At 39.9% G+C, this 21,082-nt stretch carries 25 protein-coding genes and 1 riboswitch; of the genes, 22 read left to right on the top strand and 3 right to left on the bottom strand.

Features of this window, described 5'->3' with window-relative positions:
- The first annotated feature begins 9 nt into the window (after positions 1–9).
- The 4 genes from AB5Z52_RS04980 to AB5Z52_RS04965 all read left to right on the top strand — a co-directional run bounded on the left by AB5Z52_RS04980 (position 10) and on the right by AB5Z52_RS04965 (position 3,810).
- Complete coding sequence (locus AB5Z52_RS04980) at positions 10–1,773, top strand: PTS mannitol transporter subunit IICBA (protein ID WP_021150857.1); 1,764 nt, start codon at positions 10–12, stop codon at positions 1,771–1,773.
- Positions 1,774–1,785: 12 nt separating this feature from the next.
- A complete protein-coding gene (locus AB5Z52_RS04975) occupies positions 1,786–2,223 on the top strand; it encodes a PTS sugar transporter subunit IIA (protein WP_003128815.1) in 438 nt (145 codons plus the stop codon).
- 12 nt (positions 2,224–2,235) lie between these two features.
- On the top strand, positions 2,236–3,384 hold the full coding sequence (locus AB5Z52_RS04970; RefSeq protein ID WP_003128816.1) for a mannitol-1-phosphate 5-dehydrogenase: 1,149 nt from the start codon (positions 2,236–2,238) through the stop codon (positions 3,382–3,384).
- Positions 3,385–3,516: 132 nt separating this feature from the next.
- Positions 3,517–3,810 carry a hypothetical protein gene (locus tag AB5Z52_RS04965; RefSeq protein WP_208787682.1) on the top strand — a complete coding sequence of 98 codons (294 nt, stop codon included), beginning with the start codon at positions 3,517–3,519 and terminating at the stop codon, positions 3,808–3,810.
- 120 nt (positions 3,811–3,930) lie between these two features.
- On the opposite strand, the gene AB5Z52_RS04960 is transcribed toward AB5Z52_RS04965, so the two are convergent.
- Positions 3,931–4,452 carry a type 1 glutamine amidotransferase domain-containing protein gene (locus AB5Z52_RS04960; RefSeq protein WP_029487366.1) on the bottom strand — a complete coding sequence of 174 codons (522 nt, stop codon included), beginning with the start codon at positions 4,450–4,452 and terminating at the stop codon, positions 3,931–3,933.
- Positions 4,453–4,578: 126 nt separating this feature from the next.
- On the opposite strand from AB5Z52_RS04960, the gene AB5Z52_RS04955 reads away from it, so the two are divergent.
- The 3 genes from AB5Z52_RS04955 (at position 4,579) to AB5Z52_RS04945 (ending at position 6,486) form a co-directional block, all read left to right on the top strand.
- The gene (locus tag AB5Z52_RS04955; RefSeq protein ID WP_005469738.1) at positions 4,579–5,130 is read left to right on the top strand and encodes a hypothetical protein; all 552 of its coding nucleotides are present in this window, start codon (positions 4,579–4,581) and stop codon (positions 5,128–5,130) included.
- Between the two features lie 169 nt (positions 5,131–5,299).
- Positions 5,300–5,725, top strand: a complete 426-nt coding sequence (locus tag AB5Z52_RS04950) for a hypothetical protein (protein ID WP_288551594.1) — start codon at positions 5,300–5,302, stop codon at positions 5,723–5,725.
- 8 nt (positions 5,726–5,733) lie between these two features.
- Entirely contained in the window at positions 5,734–6,486 is a 753-nt protein-coding gene (locus AB5Z52_RS04945; RefSeq protein ID WP_005469742.1) for a DUF6681 family protein, read from the top strand.
- 68 nt (positions 6,487–6,554) lie between these two features.
- Here the strand turns inward: AB5Z52_RS04945 and AB5Z52_RS04940 are convergent, their stop codons facing one another.
- The gene (locus AB5Z52_RS04940; RefSeq protein WP_005469744.1) at positions 6,555–6,962 is read right to left on the bottom strand and encodes an Hsp20/alpha crystallin family protein; all 408 of its coding nucleotides are present in this window, start codon (positions 6,960–6,962) and stop codon (positions 6,555–6,557) included.
- A gap of 169 nt (positions 6,963–7,131) precedes the next feature.
- On the opposite strand from AB5Z52_RS04940, the gene ispE reads away from it, so the two are divergent.
- The 8 genes from ispE to thiT all read left to right on the top strand — a co-directional run bounded on the left by ispE (position 7,132) and on the right by thiT (position 15,092).
- Complete coding sequence (gene ispE / locus AB5Z52_RS04935) at positions 7,132–7,983, top strand: 4-(cytidine 5'-diphospho)-2-C-methyl-D-erythritol kinase (RefSeq protein ID WP_003128827.1); 852 nt, start codon at positions 7,132–7,134, stop codon at positions 7,981–7,983.
- Between the two features lie 235 nt (positions 7,984–8,218).
- Positions 8,219–9,163 (top strand): metal ABC transporter substrate-binding protein, encoded by a 945-nt coding sequence (locus AB5Z52_RS04930; protein WP_005469746.1) that lies wholly within the window; start codon positions 8,219–8,221, stop codon positions 9,161–9,163.
- A 12-nt stretch (positions 9,164–9,175) separates the two neighbouring features.
- The gene (locus tag AB5Z52_RS04925; RefSeq protein WP_003128829.1) at positions 9,176–9,856 is read left to right on the top strand and encodes a metal ABC transporter ATP-binding protein; all 681 of its coding nucleotides are present in this window, start codon (positions 9,176–9,178) and stop codon (positions 9,854–9,856) included.
- Complete coding sequence (locus tag AB5Z52_RS04920) at positions 9,829–10,662, top strand: metal ABC transporter permease (RefSeq protein ID WP_003128830.1); 834 nt, start codon at positions 9,829–9,831, stop codon at positions 10,660–10,662. The genes AB5Z52_RS04925 and AB5Z52_RS04920 overlap by 28 nt, the downstream gene beginning before the upstream one ends.
- 136 nt (positions 10,663–10,798) lie before the next feature.
- Positions 10,799–11,623 carry a pur operon repressor gene (purR, locus tag AB5Z52_RS04915; protein WP_003128831.1) on the top strand — a complete coding sequence of 275 codons (825 nt, stop codon included), beginning with the start codon at positions 10,799–10,801 and terminating at the stop codon, positions 11,621–11,623.
- Positions 11,624–11,748: 125 nt separating this feature from the next.
- Positions 11,749–13,137 (top strand): bifunctional UDP-N-acetylglucosamine diphosphorylase/glucosamine-1-phosphate N-acetyltransferase GlmU, encoded by a 1,389-nt coding sequence (gene glmU / locus AB5Z52_RS04910; RefSeq protein WP_003128832.1) that lies wholly within the window; start codon positions 11,749–11,751, stop codon positions 13,135–13,137.
- A 101-nt stretch (positions 13,138–13,238) separates the two neighbouring features.
- The gene (locus AB5Z52_RS04905; protein WP_003128833.1) at positions 13,239–14,213 is read left to right on the top strand and encodes a ribose-phosphate diphosphokinase; all 975 of its coding nucleotides are present in this window, start codon (positions 13,239–13,241) and stop codon (positions 14,211–14,213) included.
- A gap of 142 nt (positions 14,214–14,355) precedes the next feature.
- A riboswitch (TPP riboswitch) is annotated at positions 14,356–14,457 on the top strand.
- Positions 14,458–14,510: 53 nt separating this feature from the next.
- Positions 14,511–15,092: an energy-coupled thiamine transporter ThiT gene (gene thiT, locus AB5Z52_RS04900; protein ID WP_003128834.1), complete on the top strand. Its 582-nt coding sequence runs from the start codon at positions 14,511–14,513 to the stop codon at positions 15,090–15,092.
- A 39-nt stretch (positions 15,093–15,131) separates the two neighbouring features.
- On the opposite strand, the gene AB5Z52_RS04895 is transcribed toward thiT, so the two are convergent.
- Positions 15,132–15,905: a hypothetical protein gene (locus tag AB5Z52_RS04895; protein WP_368243552.1), complete on the bottom strand. Its 774-nt coding sequence runs from the start codon at positions 15,903–15,905 to the stop codon at positions 15,132–15,134.
- A gap of 229 nt (positions 15,906–16,134) precedes the next feature.
- Here AB5Z52_RS04895 and AB5Z52_RS04890 point away from each other — a divergent pair, with 229 nt between their 5' ends.
- From AB5Z52_RS04890 to rpoZ, 7 genes are all read left to right on the top strand, one after another.
- Positions 16,135–16,848 (top strand): class A sortase, encoded by a 714-nt coding sequence (locus AB5Z52_RS04890; protein WP_003128837.1) that lies wholly within the window; start codon positions 16,135–16,137, stop codon positions 16,846–16,848.
- Positions 16,849–16,928: 80 nt separating this feature from the next.
- Positions 16,929–18,587, top strand: coding sequence for a patatin-like phospholipase family protein (locus tag AB5Z52_RS04885; RefSeq protein ID WP_003128838.1), 1,659 nt, complete (start codon positions 16,929–16,931; stop codon positions 18,585–18,587).
- Positions 18,580–18,795: a YdbC family protein gene (locus tag AB5Z52_RS04880; protein WP_368243554.1), complete on the top strand. Its 216-nt coding sequence runs from the start codon at positions 18,580–18,582 to the stop codon at positions 18,793–18,795. Before AB5Z52_RS04885 ends, AB5Z52_RS04880 begins: the two co-directional genes overlap by 8 nt.
- 13 nt (positions 18,796–18,808) lie before the next feature.
- Complete coding sequence (locus AB5Z52_RS04875; RefSeq protein WP_003128840.1) at positions 18,809–19,693, top strand: YicC/YloC family endoribonuclease; 885 nt, start codon at positions 18,809–18,811, stop codon at positions 19,691–19,693.
- Between the two features lie 12 nt (positions 19,694–19,705).
- Positions 19,706–19,987 (top strand): hypothetical protein, encoded by a 282-nt coding sequence (locus AB5Z52_RS04870; RefSeq protein ID WP_003128841.1) that lies wholly within the window; start codon positions 19,706–19,708, stop codon positions 19,985–19,987.
- A 119-nt stretch (positions 19,988–20,106) separates the two neighbouring features.
- Positions 20,107–20,721 carry a guanylate kinase gene (gene gmk / locus AB5Z52_RS04865; RefSeq protein WP_003128842.1) on the top strand — a complete coding sequence of 205 codons (615 nt, stop codon included), beginning with the start codon at positions 20,107–20,109 and terminating at the stop codon, positions 20,719–20,721.
- A gap of 5 nt (positions 20,722–20,726) precedes the next feature.
- Positions 20,727–21,032, top strand: coding sequence for a DNA-directed RNA polymerase subunit omega (gene rpoZ, locus AB5Z52_RS04860; protein ID WP_005469752.1), 306 nt, complete (start codon positions 20,727–20,729; stop codon positions 21,030–21,032).
- Positions 21,033–21,082: the final 50 nt, after the last annotated feature.

The raw sequence follows: 21,082 nt of genomic DNA, 5'->3' as shown, positions 1-21,082 counted from the left end.
AGAATGAAGATGGAACAAGTACAAGCAGACAGGAATGCGTCTTTAAAGTCGAGGGTCCAAAAACTAGGTAGTACATTGTCGAGTATGGTAATGCCCAATATTGGCGCATTGATTGCATGGGGCGTGTTAACGGCTCTCTTTATTCCAGATGGCTATCTGCCAAATGAATCCTTTGCTTCAATGGTCGGTCCGATGCTGACTTATCTAATACCGATACTGATTGGATACACGGGCGGGAAAGTAATTGCTGGAGATCGGGGCGCAGTTGTTGGGGCAATCGCTACAATGGGGGTCATTGTGGGAACAGACATCCCAATGCTTTTAGGTGCAATGATTATGGGGCCATTAGGCGGATATACGATTAAGAAGTTTGATGAATTTTTTCAAGATAAAGTGCGGGCAGGCTTTGAGATGCTAGTCAATAATTTTTCTGCGGGTCTTCTAGGTTTTGCTTTGGCTCTGTTAGGCTTTGTTGTCATTGGACCTGTTGTAAACACATTGACAGAAGTAATGGCAGCAGGCGTTGCAGTGATTGTCAATGCACATCTGATTCCATTAGCAAATATTTTTATTGAACCTGCCAAAATCCTATTTTTGAATAATGCCATCAATCACGGAATTCTGACTCCATTAGGTACGGAACAAGTAAGCGAGTTTGGTAAATCAATTCTATATTTATTAGAGGCAAACCCAGGGCCTGGATTAGGTGTTTTATTAGCATTCACTTTCTTTGGCAAAGGCGCGGCAAAATCATCTGCTCCAGGAGCAATCATTATCCACTTTATAGGTGGTATTCATGAAATCTATTTCCCATATGTGATGATGAAGCCATTAATGTTTTTAGCTGTTATTGCAGGAGGTGTTTCTGGGAGTTTCACTTTTCAATTATTAGGTGCAGGTTTAAGGGCACCAGCTTCTCCAGGTTCGATTATTGCTATTTTAGCGATGACACCGTTGAATTCGGTGATGAGTGTCGTCTCTGTTTTAGCAGGGATTGCTGTTGGAGCAACCATATCGTTTCTTGTGGCGGCAGCAATTCTAAAAGCCGATGCCAAAGACACTGTAGATAATTTTGATGAGAAGGTACAGGAAATACACCAAGCAAAACAGCGTTCAAAAGGAGTGGCTCTAGAATCGTTAACAGGCATTCAGAAGATTATTTTTGCCTGCGATGCTGGTATGGGTTCAAGTGCAATGGGGGCTTCCATTTTGCGTAAGAAAGTTAAAGATGCTGGTTTGGCTCAACAAGTCACTAATCAAGCAATCAATAATCTGACAGATGATGCGCATACATTGATTGTGACACAAAAAGAGTTACAAGAGCGGGCAAAATTAAAAGCACCAAATGCAACATTTGTTGCTGTAGAAAATTTTTTGAATTCTCCTAAATATAATGAGATCGTGGCCACATTGTCAGGCTCAGGAGTTGAGGAAGAGAAAAAAACGAAAGCAGTAAATTATAAGCCACTGCCTCTAGAGGAATTAAAGGGCATTCATGAAGTTATTCTTGCCCATGACGATCGTGAAGGCTCAGCGACCATGGCGAGAAAGGTTTTTCAAGACTTATTAGCGAAAGAATCTCTCTCTTTATCACTTAAAAAGGTTCATATCGATAATCTAAAAGCGGATGCTTCATCATTGGTAATTACCAAAGAAGAGCTGACAAAGCAAGCGCGGTCGCTAGCACCAGATGCAGTCCATCTATCTGTCAGCAATTTGATGCGAACGTCAAACTACCAGCGTGTAATCACAACACTTAAAGAAGCTCTTTAAGGAGGAAGAAAAATGAAACTATTAGAAAAAGAAATGATTGAGCTGAATCAACAGTTTGCGAACAAAGAAGAAGCGATTCGTTATTGTGGGAAAAAACTTGTTGAGGCCGGATATGTTGATCCGGAATACGTCAACGCTATGATCGAACGAGATGCAATGTTATCTGTCTACATGGGGAATTTCATAGCTATACCACACGGGACAGATGAAGCAAAAAAATATGTCAAAAAATCTGGTATCTGCATTGTTCAAGTGCCTGAAGGCGTAAATTTCGGGACAGATGAGGATGAAAAAATCGTTACGGTATTATTTGGCATTGCTGGAATAGGTGAAGATCATTTGCAGTTGGTACAACAAATCGCTCTCTTCTGTAGCGATATCGATAATGTGGTCGAATTAGCGGATGCTTTGAGCAAAGAAGAAGTCGCCGCTAATCTAACAGTGGCATAGGAGGGGAAAAAGATGAGAGCAGTTCATTTTGGTGCAGGGAATATTGGTCGAGGGTTTATCGGAGAGATTTTGGCAGCAAACGGTTTTGAAATAACCTTTGTTGATGTAAATGAAACGATTATTGCTGCGCTTCAGCAACGTAAATCCTATACAATTGAATTAGCAGATGAGAACCGCGAACAGATTTTTATTGAACACGTGACAGGAATCAATAACGCAAAAGAACCGGATGCGGTTGTTCAAGCAATTGTCGAAGCCGATATTTTAACCACTGCCATTGGTCCTGCAGTATTGCCTCGCATTGCACCGCTCATTGCAAAAGGGCTGGATCAGCGAGCAATCAAGAAAAAGGAGCAAGCAATTGATGTCATCGCTTGCGAAAATATGATCGGTGGATCCACTTTTCTAAAAGAGGAAGTAGAAAAGTATAGCCAACAACTCGCTTACCTGGAGAATAGTGTTGGTTTTCCAGATGCAGCAGTGGATCGCATTGTTCCGATGCAACAACATGATGATCCTTTGTTGGTTCAAGTAGAACCATTTTGTGAGTGGGTAGTTCAAGAAACAGCAATGAAATCAGTGCTTCGTCTACAAGGCGTACAATACGTACCAGATCTGAAACCTTATATCGAGCGTAAATTGTTTAGTGTGAACACAGGTCATGCTACAGTAGCTTATACAGGAGCTCTACAAGGCTATGAGACCATCGATGAAGCCATGCGTGACCATCTAGTTGTGATTCAGCTGAAATCCGTTCTAGAAGAAACTGGTCAACTTTTAGTCGCCAAATGGGATTTTGATCCTGATGAACATGAACAGTATATTGAAAAAATTATTCAACGATTCAAAAATAACTACATTTCGGATGCTATTGCTCGAGTAGCCCGCACCCCTTTGCGAAAATTAAGCGCACAAGAACGATTTATCCGCCCCGTCCTTGAATTGCAAATGAGAAATGTGCAACCGTTCCATCTCTATGAAACGATTGGTATGATTTTCAACTATCATGATCCTGAGGACGAGCAAAGTCAACAATTGAGAGAGTTATTGGAAGCAGCTAATCTTTCTCAAGTGATCACAGAAGTCACAGGTGTAGAGGATCAGAGAATCATTGAGAAGATCAAACAAAACATTGAAAAATATGCTTATGTAGCTGCATGATCATTGGCTGCCGATTGCTATTCCAAATCATGGATAAGCCATCGGTAGCCAGTGTTTTTTAGTCTATTTTGACAGGAAGTTTGACCTTCTGAATCATTCACGTGATAATAAAGGGAGAAATGAGGGATCGGGATGGAGAGATGGTTTGAAGAAGCCCAACTACATGTGATTGAATTACCTATCAGTTGGCAAGATGGTCGTCCTTGTTATAGTGCGTTTATTCGAGAATTGCCAATGCTGCAGGCAGAAGGTGGTTCACGGAAAGATGTCTATCGACAATTGGCGGAAGCCTATCAGATCTATTGGGAAAAACACCAACAAACGGAAGAAGAGGAGATGACTTCTTCTTTGCTATCACTCGATGAATTACTTAAATATTATGATGGTGAGATATTTGATGGTTTTGACATTTCTATGGATGAATAGAAATATTAATTAAAAGAACTTGCGAACAAAAACAGCAGGTAAAATCGCTAAAGGATAGAAAAATAGGGAGTACGATATTCGTACACCCTATTTGTGAGTTCTTCGTTTAAAATTTAGGCTTTATTTGTTGCCTTCAAGTGCTGTTGTAATGGCTTGATTAAATGCATCCAAATCATCAGGATTACGACTAGTGATCAAATGATGCGTGTCGTCAATCACCACAGGCTCATCTTTGACAGTAGCACCTGCATATGTTAAATCTGGACGAATGGAATCATAGCCAGTCAATGTTAATTCTTTTGTCAATCCGGTTTGAATAAAGAGTTGAGGTCCATGACAGATAGCAAAAACTGGTTTTTCAGATGTCAGAAACTCTTTGGTCAAAGTGACATAGCGTTCATCTGTACGTAATTGGTCTGGAGAAAAGCCACCAGGAATCAACAAAGCATCAAAATCGGAAAAATTGATTGTATCAATAGACGCGTCAACTGCAAAAGTGGTTCCTTTTTTTCCTGTGACAGTGTCCACGCCTTCATTACTGATAATGACAACTTCATGTCCAGCATTTTCCAGTGCTTCTTTTGGTGAGGTTACTTCAATATCTTCAACTAGATCGGTAATGATAGTGGCAATTTTACTCATCAAATCTCCTCCTTAAAAATTAGCTTTTATTCATCTTCAATTTCTATGCTAACGAAGATTCATACCGCTGACAAATAATCTGTTTAGAGCAAAAATAAATTAGATAAAAAAGAAAGAGAGAAAAAAATGGCAACAATTCAATTATTTATTACAGATGAGCCGCTCGTTTTTGAAAAAGCTGTCTTGCAATTTATGGGTGAAGAGCAAATAGTCGAAAAGAATCTGAGGTTCAAAGATGCTACTATAGAATTATCAAAGGAAGTAGAATCTACATGTGTCTCATTGGTCAAGCAAGGCATTCTATGGCTGGAAGAAACAGGTGAAGAAGAAGACTACATTGACTTGCTTTATTTGGATTTTCAAAATACAACCCACTCAAAGACAACGGCATCTATTTTGTCACGACCTTTTTATCAAGTAGAAGAGACTCTCCAACCTGTTCTTGAGGAAGTTGGAGATGTGCTCGCGGAGAAATTCTTCGAAGAGTGGAGCAATCAACTAGCCGAATTGTCTGATGATGAACTGTCCTATGCTTATTTCATCGACGGTGCTCGGATCACTTTAGAATTGACTGAGCCATTTGAGCTACAAGAATCGATCTTATTAAAAGAGCTGATAGTGGATTATCACTCTGCGTTAACTCGTTCTGTACAAAAGTTTTACGAATTTCTTATTTAGAGCCTAGCAGAAGCTAGTTTTTGTTTGTAACCGAAAACATTTTTACTTTTTTTTAAATCTGTTCCGTTAATCCTTCGTAGTCTTGACCATTTCCAAGGAAAGAACTATAAAGAAAGTAAGTACTCAATGAGTGCAAAAAAGATAAGAATCAAGACAAGGATGGAAAATTATGCGAAAAGTACCTCCTATTTTGAAACCAATTGCTCTCTTGACCATTTCAACCATCATCGCTACTGCAACTGGTGTTGTGAATTCCAGTAGCTATCGGCAGTCAAATGGAACTAGTCACTCGACTGAGATTACTGAAACGACCGAAACCAGCGATGTTAGTCACTCGCAATCGGTAGACAGTCAATCTGTGTCTGAAAGCACAGAACCTTCAACATCAGCTGAAGATCATGGAGGCACTACATCTTCCACAACAAATAATCAGCGAACTGTTCCTTCATCTTCGATAGAGGATAGCTCTACACCACCAGCTACAGATGTCCCTTCTTCAGAGAACGGGCAAAGCGAGGAAACGACGCCGTCAAGTCAGGATCAGAATGCGGCTGACCAAGAAGCAGTCATCAATGAGGATCAAGAAAATGAGTAGGTGAATAAATGACTTTTTTATTAGATATGATCAATGGGATTCATAAGTTCTTAGGTTATCTGGATATTAGTCCTAAATACTTGAATCGGGCCTATACATTACTTAGTTTGATTCCAACGGCTTATATTCTGCGTATTGTTTATGGTCTCTATCTCAATCAAAATTATTTACAGATGGCTTTATACGGGATAGGATTCTGCGTGTTGCTCTATTTCTGGGTTCTAAATATTTTTTATTACTTTTTTGATAAAAATCTTAAGGTAGATATTACTCAGCTTTTTGTGAAGTATTTACCTGATGAAGTATTCAATATTGAAGGAGAAAAAATTAGCACCACACAAATCGATCGTTTATCAACAGAGAAAGCAGTTATTGATTTTGAAGAAGACTATCAACTGGTATTGGCTGACTATTTACAGAAACTCATTTCAAAAGATGAATTAGCAACGAATGCTATCGCACAAGGATTTGTGATTCCTAAAAATACCCTTTATCCCTACTACTTTGTCAAACAACGGTCAGATTCTGAATACTCGTTGCAAATTGGTACGAGCTATAGTGACTTAACAACAATTGGCCGTATTTATTGGAACGGGGAAAAAGCTTTGGAACCAGTTGGGTTGTTCATTACTGGCGGAGATTTTGTCAAAAATGATGTAAAATATCATGAACCTTATAGTTTGAAGCTTTATGTCAAAAAAGAAGAAATACCCACAGCAACAACTCGACAAGCTTATCGTCAAACTGGTAAGGCAAGGTAGAAATACAACAAAAAAGACTTCAGAAACTGATATTTCTGAAGTCTTTTTTACTTTTTGCGATAATTCAATTATTCGATTGGAATATGCTTACCTGGCGCGTCTTTGTAACTTGCCTTTGGTAAATTCAAGGAAAGGACACCATCTTCGAACCGTGCTTTGATCGCTTCTTCATCAATGTCAGGTATAGTGAATGCACGTTGATAAGCACTGCTAGATCGTTCTTTACGCAAGTAGTGACCAAGATCATCTTTCTCTTCGCTTTCTTCAATTTGGGAAGCAGAAATTGTTAGAGTATCATTCACGAAACTAACACGGATATTTTCTTTTTTTATACCAGGAAGATCAGCTTTGACTACATAATGATCTTCATATTCTTTAATATCTGTATTCATTTGTCGTTCTTGCCAGAAACTGTTCATCAATTTGCCTAATAGTTCTTCTCCACCAGGTAGATCTCTAGGAATTAGATTTGCCATAATTTCCCCTGCCTTCTTGATCAAATTTGTTACTCTTATTTTACGAGGAACGATTTCAAAGAGCAACCCAAAAGCTGATAAAGATCAAAAACAGGAGAAATATCTCAACTATCTCTAAAGAATCTGCTATGATAGAACTAGTTAACTATCAGATGATTGGGTGAATAAGATGGAAATTATTGAAAAAGCGCCTGCTAAGATAAATCTAGGACTTGATGTTTTGGGTAAGCGAGCAGACGGTTACCATGAATTGGAAATGGTGATGTCCAGTGTTGATCTAGCCGACCGTCTGATAATGGAAGAGCTAGAAGAAGATAAAATCATTATCGAAACCAATAAGGCCTTCTTGCCGATCGATAAACGCAATAATGTATATCAAGCAGCCAGTATTGTCAAAAAACGCTATGGTATCAATAAAGGTATCTTGATTCGGATCACGAAAAATATCCCTGTAGCAGCAGGCCTTGGCGGTGGCAGTACAGATTGTGCAGCAGCGCTAAGGGGGATGGACCGCTTATGGCAATTAGGTCTGACGATGCCGGAATTGATCGATATAGGAATGGAAGTAGGTACTGATGTCCCTTATTGCATTTATGGAACGACTGCGTTCATCTCTGGTAAAGGAGAGAAAGTCACGCCGTTGCGCCCGATGCCGCAGTGCTGGGTGGTCTTAGTCAAGCCCCGACTAAGTGTTTCAACAGGTAAAATTTTTCAAGAAGTTGATCTAGATCAGTTGCATCATCCAGATATTCAAGAACTTTCTGATGCAATTCTTGCTGAAGATTATCAACGAATGATTGCTGCAATGGGAAATAGTTTGGAATCGATCACGATTCCTAAGCATCCAGTCGTACAACAAATCAAGGAACGAATGATGAAATATGGTGCGGATGTGGCACTGATGACTGGAAGTGGACCGACTGTTTTTGCCTTGTGCCAGAAATACTCACGGGCTCAGCGAGTGTATAATGCTTTAAAAGGTTTTTGTGAAGAGGTTTATCTAGTTCGCACATTAAAATAGTAGGAAACAAAAGGACAAATTAAAAAGCAGATGCACACATTCAAAAAATGTGACATCTGTTTTTTGCTTAGCGGATATATGAATCAATTTTCCCATGTTTTCCGATTTACTGGCAGAGGAACGCTCTAAATCGGAAAACATACGATTTGTCTTGACGAATGAGGTTTCCTTTGGTAGAGTAATTTTTGCTGATAAATCGGATTAGTTCCGTTTTAATAAGAAAAGAGGAATCATCATGAAAAAATTACTAGCTCTATTTTTGCTTACCAGTACTGTTTTATTAGGGGCTTGCGGAAAAGGATCAGAACAAGTCGCAGAAGAAAGTCAGGATTTGCAGGTTATTACGACTTTTTATCCAATGTATGAGTTTACCAAAGAGGTTGTTGGAGATACAGGTAAAGTATCTTTGCTTATACCGGCGGGCACAGAACCCCATGATTATGAACCTAGTGCGAAAGATATGGCAAAAATTATGGATGCAGATGCTTTTGTGTACAATAGTCCGGAATTGGAAACATGGGTGCCAACAATGACAGATTCGATCGATACTGACAAAACAGTTGTGATCGAAGCGGCCAAAGAGATTGATTTAGCTGAAAATGAAGACCATGGAGAAACGGAAGCAGAAGCAGAACATGGGACAGACGCCCATACCCATGAATTAGATCCGCATGTGTGGACAGATCCAGTAATGGCAATCAAAGAAGTTGAAACGATTCGAGATCAGTTAAGCGAGAAATTTCCAACGAAAGCAGCTACATTTAAAAAGAATGCCGCTGCTTATATTGAGCAATTGAACGCATTGGATCAAGAGTACACTGCTGCTTTGAAAGATGCGGTCAATCGAACATTTGTCACACAACATGCCGCTTTTGGATATTTGGCAAAACAATATGATCTAGTCCAAGAATCGATTGCTGGATTATCTCCAGATCAAGAACCAACTCCTAGTCGGTTAGCAGAGCTAAAAGAATATGTTGAGGATCATCAAGTCAAAGTTATCTATTTTGAAGAAAATGCTTCTTCTAAAGTCGCGGAAACTTTAGCGAATGAGACTGGGGTTGAATTGGCTGTATTGAATCCGTTAGAAAGTTTGACGGAAAAACAGATTAGTGATGGAGAAACATATCTCATAGTAATGAAGGAAAATCTGCAAGCTTTACAAAAAAGTATCAAGTAAGGAGGCACATCTGTGCGTTATATCGATGTAAAAGGACTAACGTTTTATTATGATGATGAGCCTGTATTAGAGGATATCTCTTATTTTGTTGAAGATGGGGAATTCGTCATTCTAACAGGAGAAAATGGGGCTGCAAAATCTACCTTGATTAAAGCAACATTAGGGTTGTTGAAACCATCAAAGGGAGAAGTAATACTGGCTACCAAAAACAGAGAAGGACAAAAGCTAAGTGTAGGCTATATTCCACAACAGATTGCCTCGTTCAATGTAGGCTTTCCAAGTACAGTCTTAGAATTGGTCCAATCTGGCCGTTATCCGAAAGACCGATGGTTTAAGAAGCTGACAAAGCGGGATCATGAACATGTTCGGCGAGCATTGGATGCAGTAGGTATGTGGGAAATGCGCAAAAAACGGATTGGCGAACTGTCCGGAGGGCAAAAACAGCGAATCAGTTTAGCACGTATCTTTGCGACTGATCCAGATTTATTTATTTTGGATGAACCAACGACAGGGATGGATGAGCAATCACGAAATTTATTTTATGAATTACTGCGTCACAATGCACACGATCATGGGAAATCGATTTTGATGATCACCCACGATCACGAAGATATTAAGGAGTATGCGGATCGACAAATTCGGTTGGTTCGAAAGGAGGATTCACCATGGCGTTGCTTTCATATGAATTCATGAGGCGTGCTTTTTTGGCTGCAATTTTTATTGCCGGAATCGCACCGATGCTAGGTGTGTTTCTTGTGATCCGAAGACAGTCTTTGATGGCCGATACACTCTCACATGTTTCATTAGCTGGTGTAGCATTAGGCTTTTTTCTTAATTTGAATCCAGATCTCACGACCTTATTAATCGTAATCATCGCCGCGGTCATTTTGGAATATTTACGAACACTTTATCGGAGTTATTCAGAGATCTCAATTGCGATTTTGATGTCAGGCGGTTTGGCATTAGCATTGGTCCTTATGAATCTGAGTGGAGGAAACTCAGCGACCAGTATCCAATCCTATCTCTTTGGTTCCATCGTGACCATTACTCAGGATCAAGTTTGGTTTCTAGGCTTTTTATTTTTAGCTGTATTCGTTCTCTTCTTTCTATTCAAACGTCCGATGTATGTCCTGACTTTTGACGAGGATACGGCTCATGTAGACCGTTTGCCAGTGCGGATAATGTCGATGCTTTTTAATGTTTTGACAGGGATTGCTATCGCTATGATGATTCCCATCGCTGGTGCGTTACTGATTTCTGCGATTATGGTATTGCCAGCTGCAATCAGTATGCGTTTAGGCAAGAGTTTTAATGCGGTGATTTTGATCAGTGTCTTGATTGGTCTATTCGGTATGCTGTCGGGATTGACTAGCTCTTTTTATCTCGATACACCTCCAGGCGCTACGATCACATTAGTATTTATCGGTTTGTTTTTAGTCATCAATGTGGTCAAGCGTATTGTCATTCTTTTCCAACGAAAACAACGGTTAAAACGATAAGAAACGAAAATTTTTCGTTTCTTTTTTTCTTTGATTGAATGAAAAGCGAACAATTCTTTAGATTTTCAAGATAATGCTCGCATTTATACGCAAAAAGCCTTATAATAAGACGAATAAATTAAAGGAGTGGGCATGTGTGAAAATTCGTCGAAGTGAACGATTGATAGATATGACACATTATTTATTGAATCATCCGCATGAATTGATTTCATTGTCATTTTTTTCAAAACGCTATGCTTCTGCTAAATCATCGATCAGTGAAGATCTAGCGATTATCAAAAAGACCTTCAAAGAACGTGGTACGGGAACTCTCGATACAATTCCAGGTGCAGCTGGCGGTGTTTTTTTTGTGCCTGAGATTTCAAAAGAAGAAGCCTATGCCTATGTTGAAGGGTTAGCGGAACGCCTTTCTGAGCAAGATCGACTGCTGCCTGGTGGTTACGTTTATCTCTCGGATTTGCTTGGAGAACCTGAGCTACTGCGGCAAGTAGGCCGTATCATTGCTTCGAAGTATCTGGATAAACAAATTGATGCAGTCATGACTGTTGCTACTAAAGGAGTGCCAATCGCACAAGCGGTATCTTATTATTTAAATGTTCCCTTTGTGATCGTTCGGCGAGATTCTAAAATTACGGAAGGGTCAACAGTCAGCGTGAACTATGTTTCTGGGTCATCTGAACGAATCGAGAAAATGGAATTATCAAAGCGTAGCTTAAAACGCGGTTCCAAAGTCTTAGTCGTAGATGACTTTATGAAAGGCGGCGGCACTGTGAACGGTATGAAGAGCTTGATCGAAGAATTTGAAGCTGAACTTGTTGGCATAACGGTTTTTGCGGAAGCTAAATTCAAAGGAAAACGTGCTATTTCTGATTATAGTTCGCTGCTGTTTGTTGAAGACGTTGATACTCAGACGAAAACGATCTCGGTCGTGCCGGGGAATTATTTTGAAACAAAAGACTGATTTTGAATCAGTCTTTTTTAATTGGTCTAGTTGTGTTTTTCCTTATATATTGAAAACCATCCTTAGTTGGGCTAAACTGGACATATACAGAAATCAATCAGTCGGAATCGATAGGAGTGGAACACGTGGAATCACGTTTTGCAATTATACTTGCCGCAGGCAAAGGTACTAGAATGAAATCCAAGTTATACAAGGTTTTGCATCCCGTTTGCGGAAAACCTATGGTAGAACATATCATGAATCGCGTAGTGGAGACAGAACCTGATGCAATCGTAACAATCGTCGGACATGGAGCAGAAATGGTCAAGCAACAATTAGGGGACCGCAGTGAGTATGCTTTACAAGCAGAACAGTTAGGAACTGGCCATGCAGTTGTTCAAGCAGAGCCTTTCTTAAGAGAAAAACGGGGAACAACGTTAGTAATCAGTGGAGACACCCCTTTGTTAACGACTGAGACATTGAATAATCTTTTTGAGTTCCATCAGGAACAAAAAGCCTCAGCAACGATTTTAACTGCGCAAGCTGAAGATCCGACCGGATATGGTCGGATTGTACGCAACCAAATGGGTGTCGTAGAAAAAATCGTGGAACAAAAAGATGCCTCTGTGGAAGAGGCGATGATCCAAGAAATCAATACGGGAACGTATTGTTTTGACAATGAATTATTATTTGATGCATTGGCAAAATTAGATACCGATAATGCACAAGGGGAATATTATCTAACAGATATTATTGAGATCTTGAAAGCAGAAGGGAAGATTGTAGCTGCTTATCAAACGGATGATTTCAATGAGTCGTTAGGAGTCAATGATCGATTAGCGCTGGCAGAAGCGAATCGTTTGATGCGCAAGCGTATCAATCAGCAGCATATGCGCAATGGCGTGACATTGATTGACCCTGATACTACTTATATTGATGATGGCGTGGAAATTGGAGCAGACACACTGATTGAAGCTGGTGTCGTCATCAAAGGTGCAACGAAAATTGGTGAAGACTGTGTCATCACTGCATCTTCTCAAATCATAGACAGTCAAATCGGTGATGATGTAACGATCAAGGCATCTGTGGTGGAAGAAAGTCGAATCTACAACGGGGCAGATGTCGGACCAAATGCACATCTGCGTCCAAAAGCAGACATTAAAGAAAGAGCCCATATTGGTAATTTCGTAGAAATAAAAAATGCAACGATCGGTGAGGGAACAAAAGTAGGGCATCTCTCTTATGTCGGAGATGCAACGCTAGGGAAAAATATCAATGTTGGTTGCGGCGTCGTCTTTGTAAATTATGATGGCAAAAATAAATTCAAGACAGTTGTCGGAGACAATTGTTTTATCGGCTCTGGTTCGAATTTAGTGGCGCCATTGCAGATTGAGGAAGAAACCATGATCGCTGCTGGCTCTACAATCACAAAAGATATTCCTAAACATAGCATGGCGATTGCCCGAGCAAGGCAGGAAAACAAAGAAGGCTATGCAAAAAAATTGCCTTATTTGAATGAAGAAACTGCGAAATGACTTGATTTATTTAGCAAAAATGACTACTATTTACTAGGAAGAAGATTCTGGTGAACTAGTAGTCTTTTTGCCAGATGAACGCAAAGAAAGTGGAGGTTCTCATGTCAAATCATTATTTTGATCCAAGATTGAAGATTTTTTCGCTGAATTCTAATCGTCCGTTAGCTGAAAAAATCGCAGCTGCAGTAGGTGTGGAATTAGGTAAGTGTTCAGTGAACCAATTTAGCGATGGCGAGATTCAAGTTAACATTGAAGAAAGTATCCGTGGTTCACATGTCTATGTTATTCAATCCACAAGCAGTCCAGTAAACGATAACCTAATGGAGCTACTGATCATGATTGATGCCTTGAAACGTGCAAGTGCGAAAACAATCAATGTAGTGATGCCTTACTATGGTTATGCGAGACAAGACCGTAAAGCTCGTTCCCGCGAACCAATCACTGCTAAATTGGTGGCGAACATGATCGAAAAAGCTGGCGCAAATCGTATGGTTACCTTAGATCTACATGCTTCACAAATCCAAGGTTTTTTTGATATTCCTGTAGATCACTTGATGGGTGCACCATTGATTGCTAATTATTTCTTGGAAAGAGATATTCAAGGAGATGACGTTGTAGTCGTTTCACCAGACCACGGCGGAGTGACTCGTGCGCGTAAATTAGCAGAATTCTTGAAATCACCAATTGCGATCATTGATAAACGACGTCCAAAAGCAAATGTTGCTGAAGTAATGAATATCATTGGTCACGTAGAAGGCAAAACGTGTGTCTTGATCGACGACATGATCGATACGGCCGGAACAATTACTCTAGCAGCGAACGCATTAAAACAAGCTGGTGCAAAAAGTGTTTATGCTTCATGTACTCATCCTGTTTTATCAGGACCTGCTTTGCAACGGATCGAAGATTCAGCTATCGAGCACTTAGTAGTTACTGATTCAATTTTCTTGCCAGAAGATCGTAAATCTGAAAAAATTGACGAAATCAGTGTTAGTGCATTGATGGGAGAAGCAATCAAACGAATCCATGAGAATAAACCTGTTAGTCCACTGTTTGAATCAAAATTATCGATTTAAAAATGATAACCCAAAAGAAGCATCTCGTCTAGACGCGGTTGAGATGTTTCTTTTTTTATCAGAGCGAGTTTTCTTTTCTTTTTTTTATTTTGTGGTATTCTTGAAGATGACTTGCAGCAGTGCAAGCAAAATAAAATAGAATCTAATCACAAAGGGGAGTCTGAAAAGGCTGAGAATGAGAGTACTCTAAACCCTTCGTACCTGTTTCGATCATGCGAACGTAGGAATTGTGACGAGTTGAAGTGTCTAACACTTCTCCTTTGTGAATTGTGATGATTCTAAAGGAGGAGTTTTTTTGTGGGAAATGGTACAAAAATTTGGATAGAGGGAACGATTATGGCGGCACTGGCGATGGTACTATCGCTGATTCCTTTAGACTTTGGAAGTAGTTTTTCAATTTCTTTAGGACAGATTCCATTAACAATATTTGCTATCCGTAGAGGCTGGAAGCCAGGATTAATGGCCGGATTGGTTTGGGGATTGCTGCATTTCCCATTAGGTAAAGTCTGGTTTTTGAGTGTTCTTCAAGTATTGATTGAGTACCCATTTGCTTTTACATTTGTGGGTTTTGCCGGACTTTATGCAAATAAAATTCATTTGGCGATTAGAAATGGTTCGAAGGGTAGCGTGCAACGACTACTTGTACAAGCAACATTCACAGGCGCATTTGCTCGTTATTTTTGGCATTTCCTTGCCGGTTGGGTTTACTGGGGCGCATATGCTCTCTGGGGGATGAAACCTTGGCTTTTCTCTCTGGTAATGAATACCGCCAGCGGACTTGCTACGGCAATCGTCACGGCAATTATCTTACTAATTGCTTATCGAACATCCCCAGAGGTATTTGTACCTAAGGACGATTATTTAAATCGGACTGCGTAAAAAAAGACTTGTTCTCCAAAATCAAAATAGGAGAGCAAGTCATTTTTTATCGATAAAACCAAAAGCTAGATCATCTTGATCCAATTCCAACTGCCATTCTTTTTTATTTGCAAAGTAGCGAAGCGTTGCCACTTGATAGTCTTCTTTCAGAGAGAGGTGACTATTTTTGAGCCCAGATTCCTCGACTAAGTAAATCGGGATTGTGTAGGTTTTATCGACCAATTGTTCTTGATGGAAACATAAGATGATTCCTTCCTGCATGACCCCCCGCAAGTCTTTGAGAAGATTTAAATCAAGTTTAGAGACCGGAGTAGGCTTTTTGAAGAAAGAAAGTCGATCATTTATTTTTTCTAGAACGATGTGCGTGATTTTGTCAGCTAAAATTCGGTAATATTCTTCCAGGTAGCGGTAGTAAACACGGGAACGCTGATCTTTGAGGTCGAAATAAACAAAGTTGTTTTGCAGTTTGTAGAAAAACGGAGAATGAAGATGCGTTTTCATATGCCCAAAATATAACAATTCTGAAATTTCTAGCGGTGTTAGCTCCTTTACCATTTCTAAATCATTAAAGTCGATCCATTTGATTTCTTCTGTGATCCGTCCGCGGTTGAGTTGTTGAAAGAAAAGGTGGACATCTTCAATGCCTCGGATAATCTTTAGCCCTGTATGCGACTCAAATTCACTAGAGGGATCAAGCAACAACAGATTTTTTGGCTGGTGAACGATGCTCTTGTTGAAATCTTGAGCATCCACTCCGCGAGTCGAAACGGCATTGCTGGTTGTATCAATATGTACATAAATCGTGTTCGACATGCCAATTAATCCCTCCCTGATAATAAGTTCATTCTACAATAAAGTGTATCAAATTGCTTGTATCTTTTCGTTTAAAGTTATATTACAAAATAACGGAAAAAACAATTTTTAAGATTACGTTTTTTTATGAAGCAAAAAACTTTGCTTTTTTATTAAAAAAAATCCAAAATTGGCGCTTCTGCAATGATTTTGTTATGATAGGAGTAATAAAAATTGGAGACGAAAAACGATGAAAAAGAAACGAACTTTGTTCCATTGGCTCTCGAATCTATTTTTGGTCCTTTTGTTATTGATTGGTCTTGCTTTGATTTTTAATAATCAAATCAAAAATTTTCTGATCAAACACAACGGAGATGCTTACGCAGTTTCCGAGATCTCTAGAGCCGATGTCAAAAAAAATATGGAGGCAGATACTACTTTTGATTTTGATGCCGTTGAACCGGCCAGCTCAGAAGCAGTTCTTAAAGCGCAACTAAGTAACAGCACATTACCAGTGATCGGTGGTGTTGCGATACCTAGCGTAGCGATTAATTTGCCGATTTTTAAGGGGTTATCGAATGAAGCTTTGCTATATGGAGCAGGAACTCTTAGCCCAACACAAAAAATGGGCGAAGGAAATTATGCACTAGCTAGCCATCGTGCGCAGTCGCCAGACCTTTTGTTCACACCTTTAGATGATGTGGCTATTGGCGCAACAATTTATATTACGGATTTAGAAAATATTTATACATATACAGCAACTTCAACCGTGCGGGTTCAACCAACAGATGTTTATTTATTGGATGAAGTAGCAGGGAGAAAAATGATCACATTAATTACATGTGGTGAAATGGGTGGAGTAACCAGACGTGTGGTTCAGGGTGATCTTGAATCGGTTACACCAGTTGCTGATGCGACAGACGAGATGCGGGCCGCATTCAATATGGAACAGCGGACTTTTTAAATGATAAGAATACCACGAATGATGTCAGAAATTTTCATTGATCATCCGTGGTTTCTTTTTTGCATTTGAGGAGGAGTCGGATGAAGACAACAAAAATTTATTTTTCTGATTTATATGTATCCCAAGATGTGTTTCAACAAAGCCGACTAGTTTTCCCTTTTTTTTCTAGTCATTCGGAGGCGCGAGCCGCTTTTCAATCAGTGGTCAACGAACAGGGGTGGCGATTGACGAGTCAACACGGCACAGTCTATCTGTCTTGTGTCCATGAAGGGCCGCTTCTGACCATTCAGAATTTGTTGCAGGTGCCAAGTGATGCATTTACTTGGGAGACACTTGTTTCGATGACTGAGAGTTTTGCTAGAAGCCGTTTCGTAGACCAGATACTTTGGGAAATGACAAGAAACCCCATCATGGATCAGTGGTTTGTGGGACGTGGATATGGTAGGGTGACACAGGGGTACCACAAGCAACTGGACTACCATACAGCTTTCGTCCTAGGTGGAGGAGGCGCCCATGGCGCCTATCAAATTGGCGTATGGCAAGCGCTGAAAAAACATGGAATCATATTTGAGTGGGTAGCGGGGACGTCAGTTGGTGCATTGAATGGTGCATTGGTTTTAATGGACGATATTGAAGCTGCTGAGCAATTATGGACGAATATTTCTAGTGAACAGGTCCTCCAATACCCAAAAGCTGCTGCTAAAAAAGAAACCTTATTAGATATGATGGAGCAATTACGCTCACTCGTAAAGACAGCACTTAAAGACAATGGTGCGAGTACAAAACCATTAGCACAGCTGTTAGCAGCGACTTTTGATGCAGAAAAATTTAATGCCAGCAAAAGCCAGCTCTTACTTTGTACGACTCGTCTGCCGGATTTCAAAGAGGTTGTTTATCAGTTTGATTCCAGCAAAATTGATTATAGTTTGCAATGGTTGCTAGCATCAGCGTCTTTTTATCCAGCAATGCAGGCACAATTGATTGATGGGATCTATTATATTGATGGAGGGTACCGCAACAATCTGCCAATTGATGTAGCCATTGAGCGAGGCGCTACAGAAGTCATTGCCGTCGATGTCCAAGGGCCTGGAATCAATAAGAAGGTTCAGGTCTCAGAATCAATTGCGCAGATTCAAATTGCTTCACCTTGGACTCTAGGTAGTTTTTTGATTTTTGATGCCAAACGTTCTCTAGAAAACATGACTCTTGGGTATTTAGAAACGATGAAATACTTTGGCAAGTTCAGTGGCTATTGGTATACTTTTGATGAAGAGGTCTTCAACGATTCGTGGAAGCCATTCGTTCATTTGCTTCGACAAGATGCACCGCGATTGTACGCATTTATGAAAAAAAAGGAATTTTGGAAGAAAGTGCGTAAGTTATATCAGCAAGAGGTCCCCTTGGAAATTTGTGGGCGCGTCTTTTTTGAATGCATAGGCAGATTACTACATCTTACACCGACCGTCATTTATACAAAGGAATCTTTCCTGCAAGCGATACGTGAGAAAATCATGGCAGAACCAACGAAAGAAACAGAAGTATGGTCAGTGTCAGAATGGTTGTATTACTATCGCGAACAGTTCTTTTTGTTATCTGAACAAAAACGGTTCTTGTTTTTCTATCGAACCCAACAAATTGAAACACCGGCATTTCAGCAGATTCGTGCGCGGTATCCAGAATTGGCTGTGCTGTCAGCCTATCTGGCTTATTTTTTAAAAGGAGAGGAACACAATGGATAATTTTTCTTATGAGATCGTAGAGGAGATCGCCGTTCTTTCGGAAAATCCTAAAGGGTGGCGTAAAGAGCTTAATTTAGTCAGCTGGAATGGTCGCCCGCCTAAGTTTGACTTGCGTGACTGGAGTCCAGGACATGAAAAAATGGGTAAAGGCGTAACGTTATCAAATGAAGAATTCACCGAATTGAAAAAAGCACTGCTTTCTATGTGAAAGGAAGAAATGAATGAAAAGCATGACAGGTTTTGGAAAAGGGAATGGAGAAACAGCTGATTATCAAATAGAGATTGAGATTAAAAGTGTCAATCAGCGATTTATGGATTTGCAGTTGCGCATGCCCAAACAATTGAATGATTTGGAAGCACTAATTCGACAAGAAGTCAAAAAAGTATTACAGCGTGGTCGGGTGGAGCTTTATCTGACATTGAACGAAAAGAATGCGGCTCATAAAGAAGTTATAGTCCAATGGGATTTATTGGTGCCTTTTTTGAAGCAGGTCGAAGAAGAAGCTGCTCAAAGGTTGGATATAAAAGAGCTGTCGAAAAAAAATCTTTTGGAAAAATTAATCGTCCATGAAGCATTTCTTGATATCCGAGAAAAACAACAAGAAGATACCCAGTTAGAGCAAGGTGTGTTAGATGCTTTGTCTCAGGCTCTAACAGCTATCGATCAAAGCCGTGAAATTGAAGGACAAGGGATTTATCAAGTGTTAAAAGAAAATCAGCAGCAATTACTTGGTAAAATCATGGAATTACAGACGTTTATTGCCGTTTATGAAGCCGATCATCGCCAACGTTTTGAGAAAAAGCTGACGGAATATTTAGGCGAGCAAGTAGATCAAGAACGTTTGTTGACCGAGATGGCCATCCTGTTGGAGCGGGGAGATATTCATGAAGAGTTGGATCGAATGATGATTCATTTAGATTCTATGACTACTTTGTTAGAGGCAAAATCGCCGATCGGCCGGGAGCTGGATTTTTTGATTCAAGAAATGAACCGAGAAGTAAATACCATAGGTTCCAAGTCAAGCCCAATTGAAATCAAGAATAGTGTAGTACAGATGAAGACGATTATTGAAAAAATAAGAGAACAAGTCCAAAATATCGAATAGGAGTGATCAACAATGAAATACTATGATATTACTTTTCATGAATTAAGCGGAAAAAACGTCATCAAGCGGAGCGTCCCATCAGATAAAGCAAACTTTGATGCTTGGCAAGATGCTTGTGTCGCGATTGATCAAGAGTTCTTGCAAATTTTGGTCAATGGAAATGCGGTATCGTTGAATCGTCGGTATATCGTTCGGATTGATTGCCAGGAAGTAGAAGATCCTACGGAGAAAGCTATCACGACAAAAGATGAGTTGGCAGGTGTGATCAATACGCTAAGCAACATGGGGTTCTAAAAGTAGGAGAGATGAGTAGTAATTTCATGAATTTCCCATTATAATAAAGTAGTTCTTGAAAGTTGCTGAAAAAAAGTGCAAAATAGACGTTAAGCAAAAGTCAGTGAAAGGACGTCATTATGTCAGAGCGAGGATTACTAATAGTTTTATCAGGACCTTCCGGTGTAGGCAAGGGCACTGTGCGAAAAGCAATTTTTGAAAGTGATGACAACGATTTTCAATATTCTGTTTCGATGACAACACGCAACAAGCGTGAAGGTGAGATCGAAGGCGTTGATTATTATTTCCGCACCCGTGAGGAATTTGAAGCCTTGATCGAAGCAGGCGAAATGTTGGAATATGCAGAATACGTTGGCAATTACTACGGCACCCCGTTGTCTTATGTTCAAAAAACATTGGACCAAGGGAAAGATGTTTTCTTGGAAATCGAAGTTCAAGGAGCTAAACAAGTCAAAGAAAAAGTGCCTGATGGGGTCTTTATTTTTCTTACCCCACCTGATTTAGCAGAGCTACGCTCACGTATCACTGGCAGGGGGACAGATTCTGCTGAAGTGATCGATGAACGAATGCGTGTTGCCAGAGAAGAAATCGAAATGATGGCTTTATATGACTACGCAGTCGTAAATGATGAAGTATCTAAAGCAGTACAACGGATTCGAGAAATTATATCAAGTGAACATTTTCGCGTTGATCGAGTAATCGGCAAGTATATCAAAATGTTAGAGGAGCTGTAAAACGAATGATGTTAAAACCTTCAATCGATTCATTATTGGATCGTGTGAACTCAAAGTATTCCCTTGTGATTTTAGCCAGCAAACGCGCGCATGAACTAGATGCAGGCGCCCAAGCAACATTGGAACAATTTGATTCGGTGAAAAGCGTAGGACAAGCATTGGAAGAAATCGAAGCAGAGCTTGTTGTTAATGATCCGCATCCAGAAATCAAACGTGCTCGCTTGAAAATGGAACAAGAAGAGCGCAAAGCGCAAAAAGACCAAGAGCAAAAAGAACTGGAAGCCCGGATTCGTGACGAACAGAATCTGTAGACAATTAAAAAAGCTAGAGCACAATGCGTGTTCTGGCTTTTTCTTTTGAG

Origin of the sequence: Enterococcus sp. RTP21361st1_A6_RTP21361_211029 (genome assembly GCF_040910045.1) — a bacterium.
GTDB classification, from domain to species: Bacteria; Bacillota; Bacilli; order Lactobacillales; family Enterococcaceae; genus Enterococcus_D; species Enterococcus_D gallinarum.
This window is presented reverse-complemented; position numbering and strand designations above follow the sequence as displayed.

Coding starts and splice junctions, on each gene's coding strand:
- AB5Z52_RS04870 (WP_003128841.1), top strand. CDS start 19,706: ATGAAATACTATGATATTACTTTTCATGAATTAAGCGGAAAAAACGTC.
- AB5Z52_RS04930 (WP_005469746.1), top strand. CDS start 8,219: ATGAAAAAATTACTAGCTCTATTTTTGCTTACCAGTACTGTTTTATTA.
- gmk (WP_003128842.1), top strand. CDS start 20,107: ATGTCAGAGCGAGGATTACTAATAGTTTTATCAGGACCTTCCGGTGTA.
- AB5Z52_RS04880 (WP_368243554.1), top strand. CDS start 18,580: ATGGATAATTTTTCTTATGAGATCGTAGAGGAGATCGCCGTTCTTTCG.
- AB5Z52_RS04920 (WP_003128830.1), top strand. CDS start 9,829: ATGGCGTTGCTTTCATATGAATTCATGAGGCGTGCTTTTTTGGCTGCA.
- ispE (WP_003128827.1), top strand. CDS start 7,132: ATGGAAATTATTGAAAAAGCGCCTGCTAAGATAAATCTAGGACTTGAT.
- AB5Z52_RS04960 (WP_029487366.1), bottom strand. CDS start 4,452: ATGAGTAAAATTGCCACTATCATTACCGATCTAGTTGAAGATATTGAA.
- AB5Z52_RS04945 (WP_005469742.1), top strand. CDS start 5,734: ATGACTTTTTTATTAGATATGATCAATGGGATTCATAAGTTCTTAGGT.
- AB5Z52_RS04970 (WP_003128816.1), top strand. CDS start 2,236: ATGAGAGCAGTTCATTTTGGTGCAGGGAATATTGGTCGAGGGTTTATC.
- AB5Z52_RS04885 (WP_003128838.1), top strand. CDS start 16,929: ATGAAGACAACAAAAATTTATTTTTCTGATTTATATGTATCCCAAGAT.
- AB5Z52_RS04955 (WP_005469738.1), top strand. CDS start 4,579: ATGGCAACAATTCAATTATTTATTACAGATGAGCCGCTCGTTTTTGAA.
- AB5Z52_RS04950 (WP_288551594.1), top strand. CDS start 5,300: ATGCGAAAAGTACCTCCTATTTTGAAACCAATTGCTCTCTTGACCATT.
- AB5Z52_RS04975 (WP_003128815.1), top strand. CDS start 1,786: ATGAAACTATTAGAAAAAGAAATGATTGAGCTGAATCAACAGTTTGCG.
- AB5Z52_RS04890 (WP_003128837.1), top strand. CDS start 16,135: ATGAAAAAGAAACGAACTTTGTTCCATTGGCTCTCGAATCTATTTTTG.
- AB5Z52_RS04875 (WP_003128840.1), top strand. CDS start 18,809: ATGAAAAGCATGACAGGTTTTGGAAAAGGGAATGGAGAAACAGCTGAT.
- AB5Z52_RS04980 (WP_021150857.1), top strand. CDS start 10: ATGGAACAAGTACAAGCAGACAGGAATGCGTCTTTAAAGTCGAGGGTC.
- AB5Z52_RS04895 (WP_368243552.1), bottom strand. CDS start 15,905: ATGTCGAACACGATTTATGTACATATTGATACAACCAGCAATGCCGTT.
- AB5Z52_RS04905 (WP_003128833.1), top strand. CDS start 13,239: ATGTCAAATCATTATTTTGATCCAAGATTGAAGATTTTTTCGCTGAAT.
- rpoZ (WP_005469752.1), top strand. CDS start 20,727: ATGATGTTAAAACCTTCAATCGATTCATTATTGGATCGTGTGAACTCA.
- AB5Z52_RS04940 (WP_005469744.1), bottom strand. CDS start 6,962: ATGGCAAATCTAATTCCTAGAGATCTACCTGGTGGAGAAGAACTATTA.
- AB5Z52_RS04965 (WP_208787682.1), top strand. CDS start 3,517: ATGGAGAGATGGTTTGAAGAAGCCCAACTACATGTGATTGAATTACCT.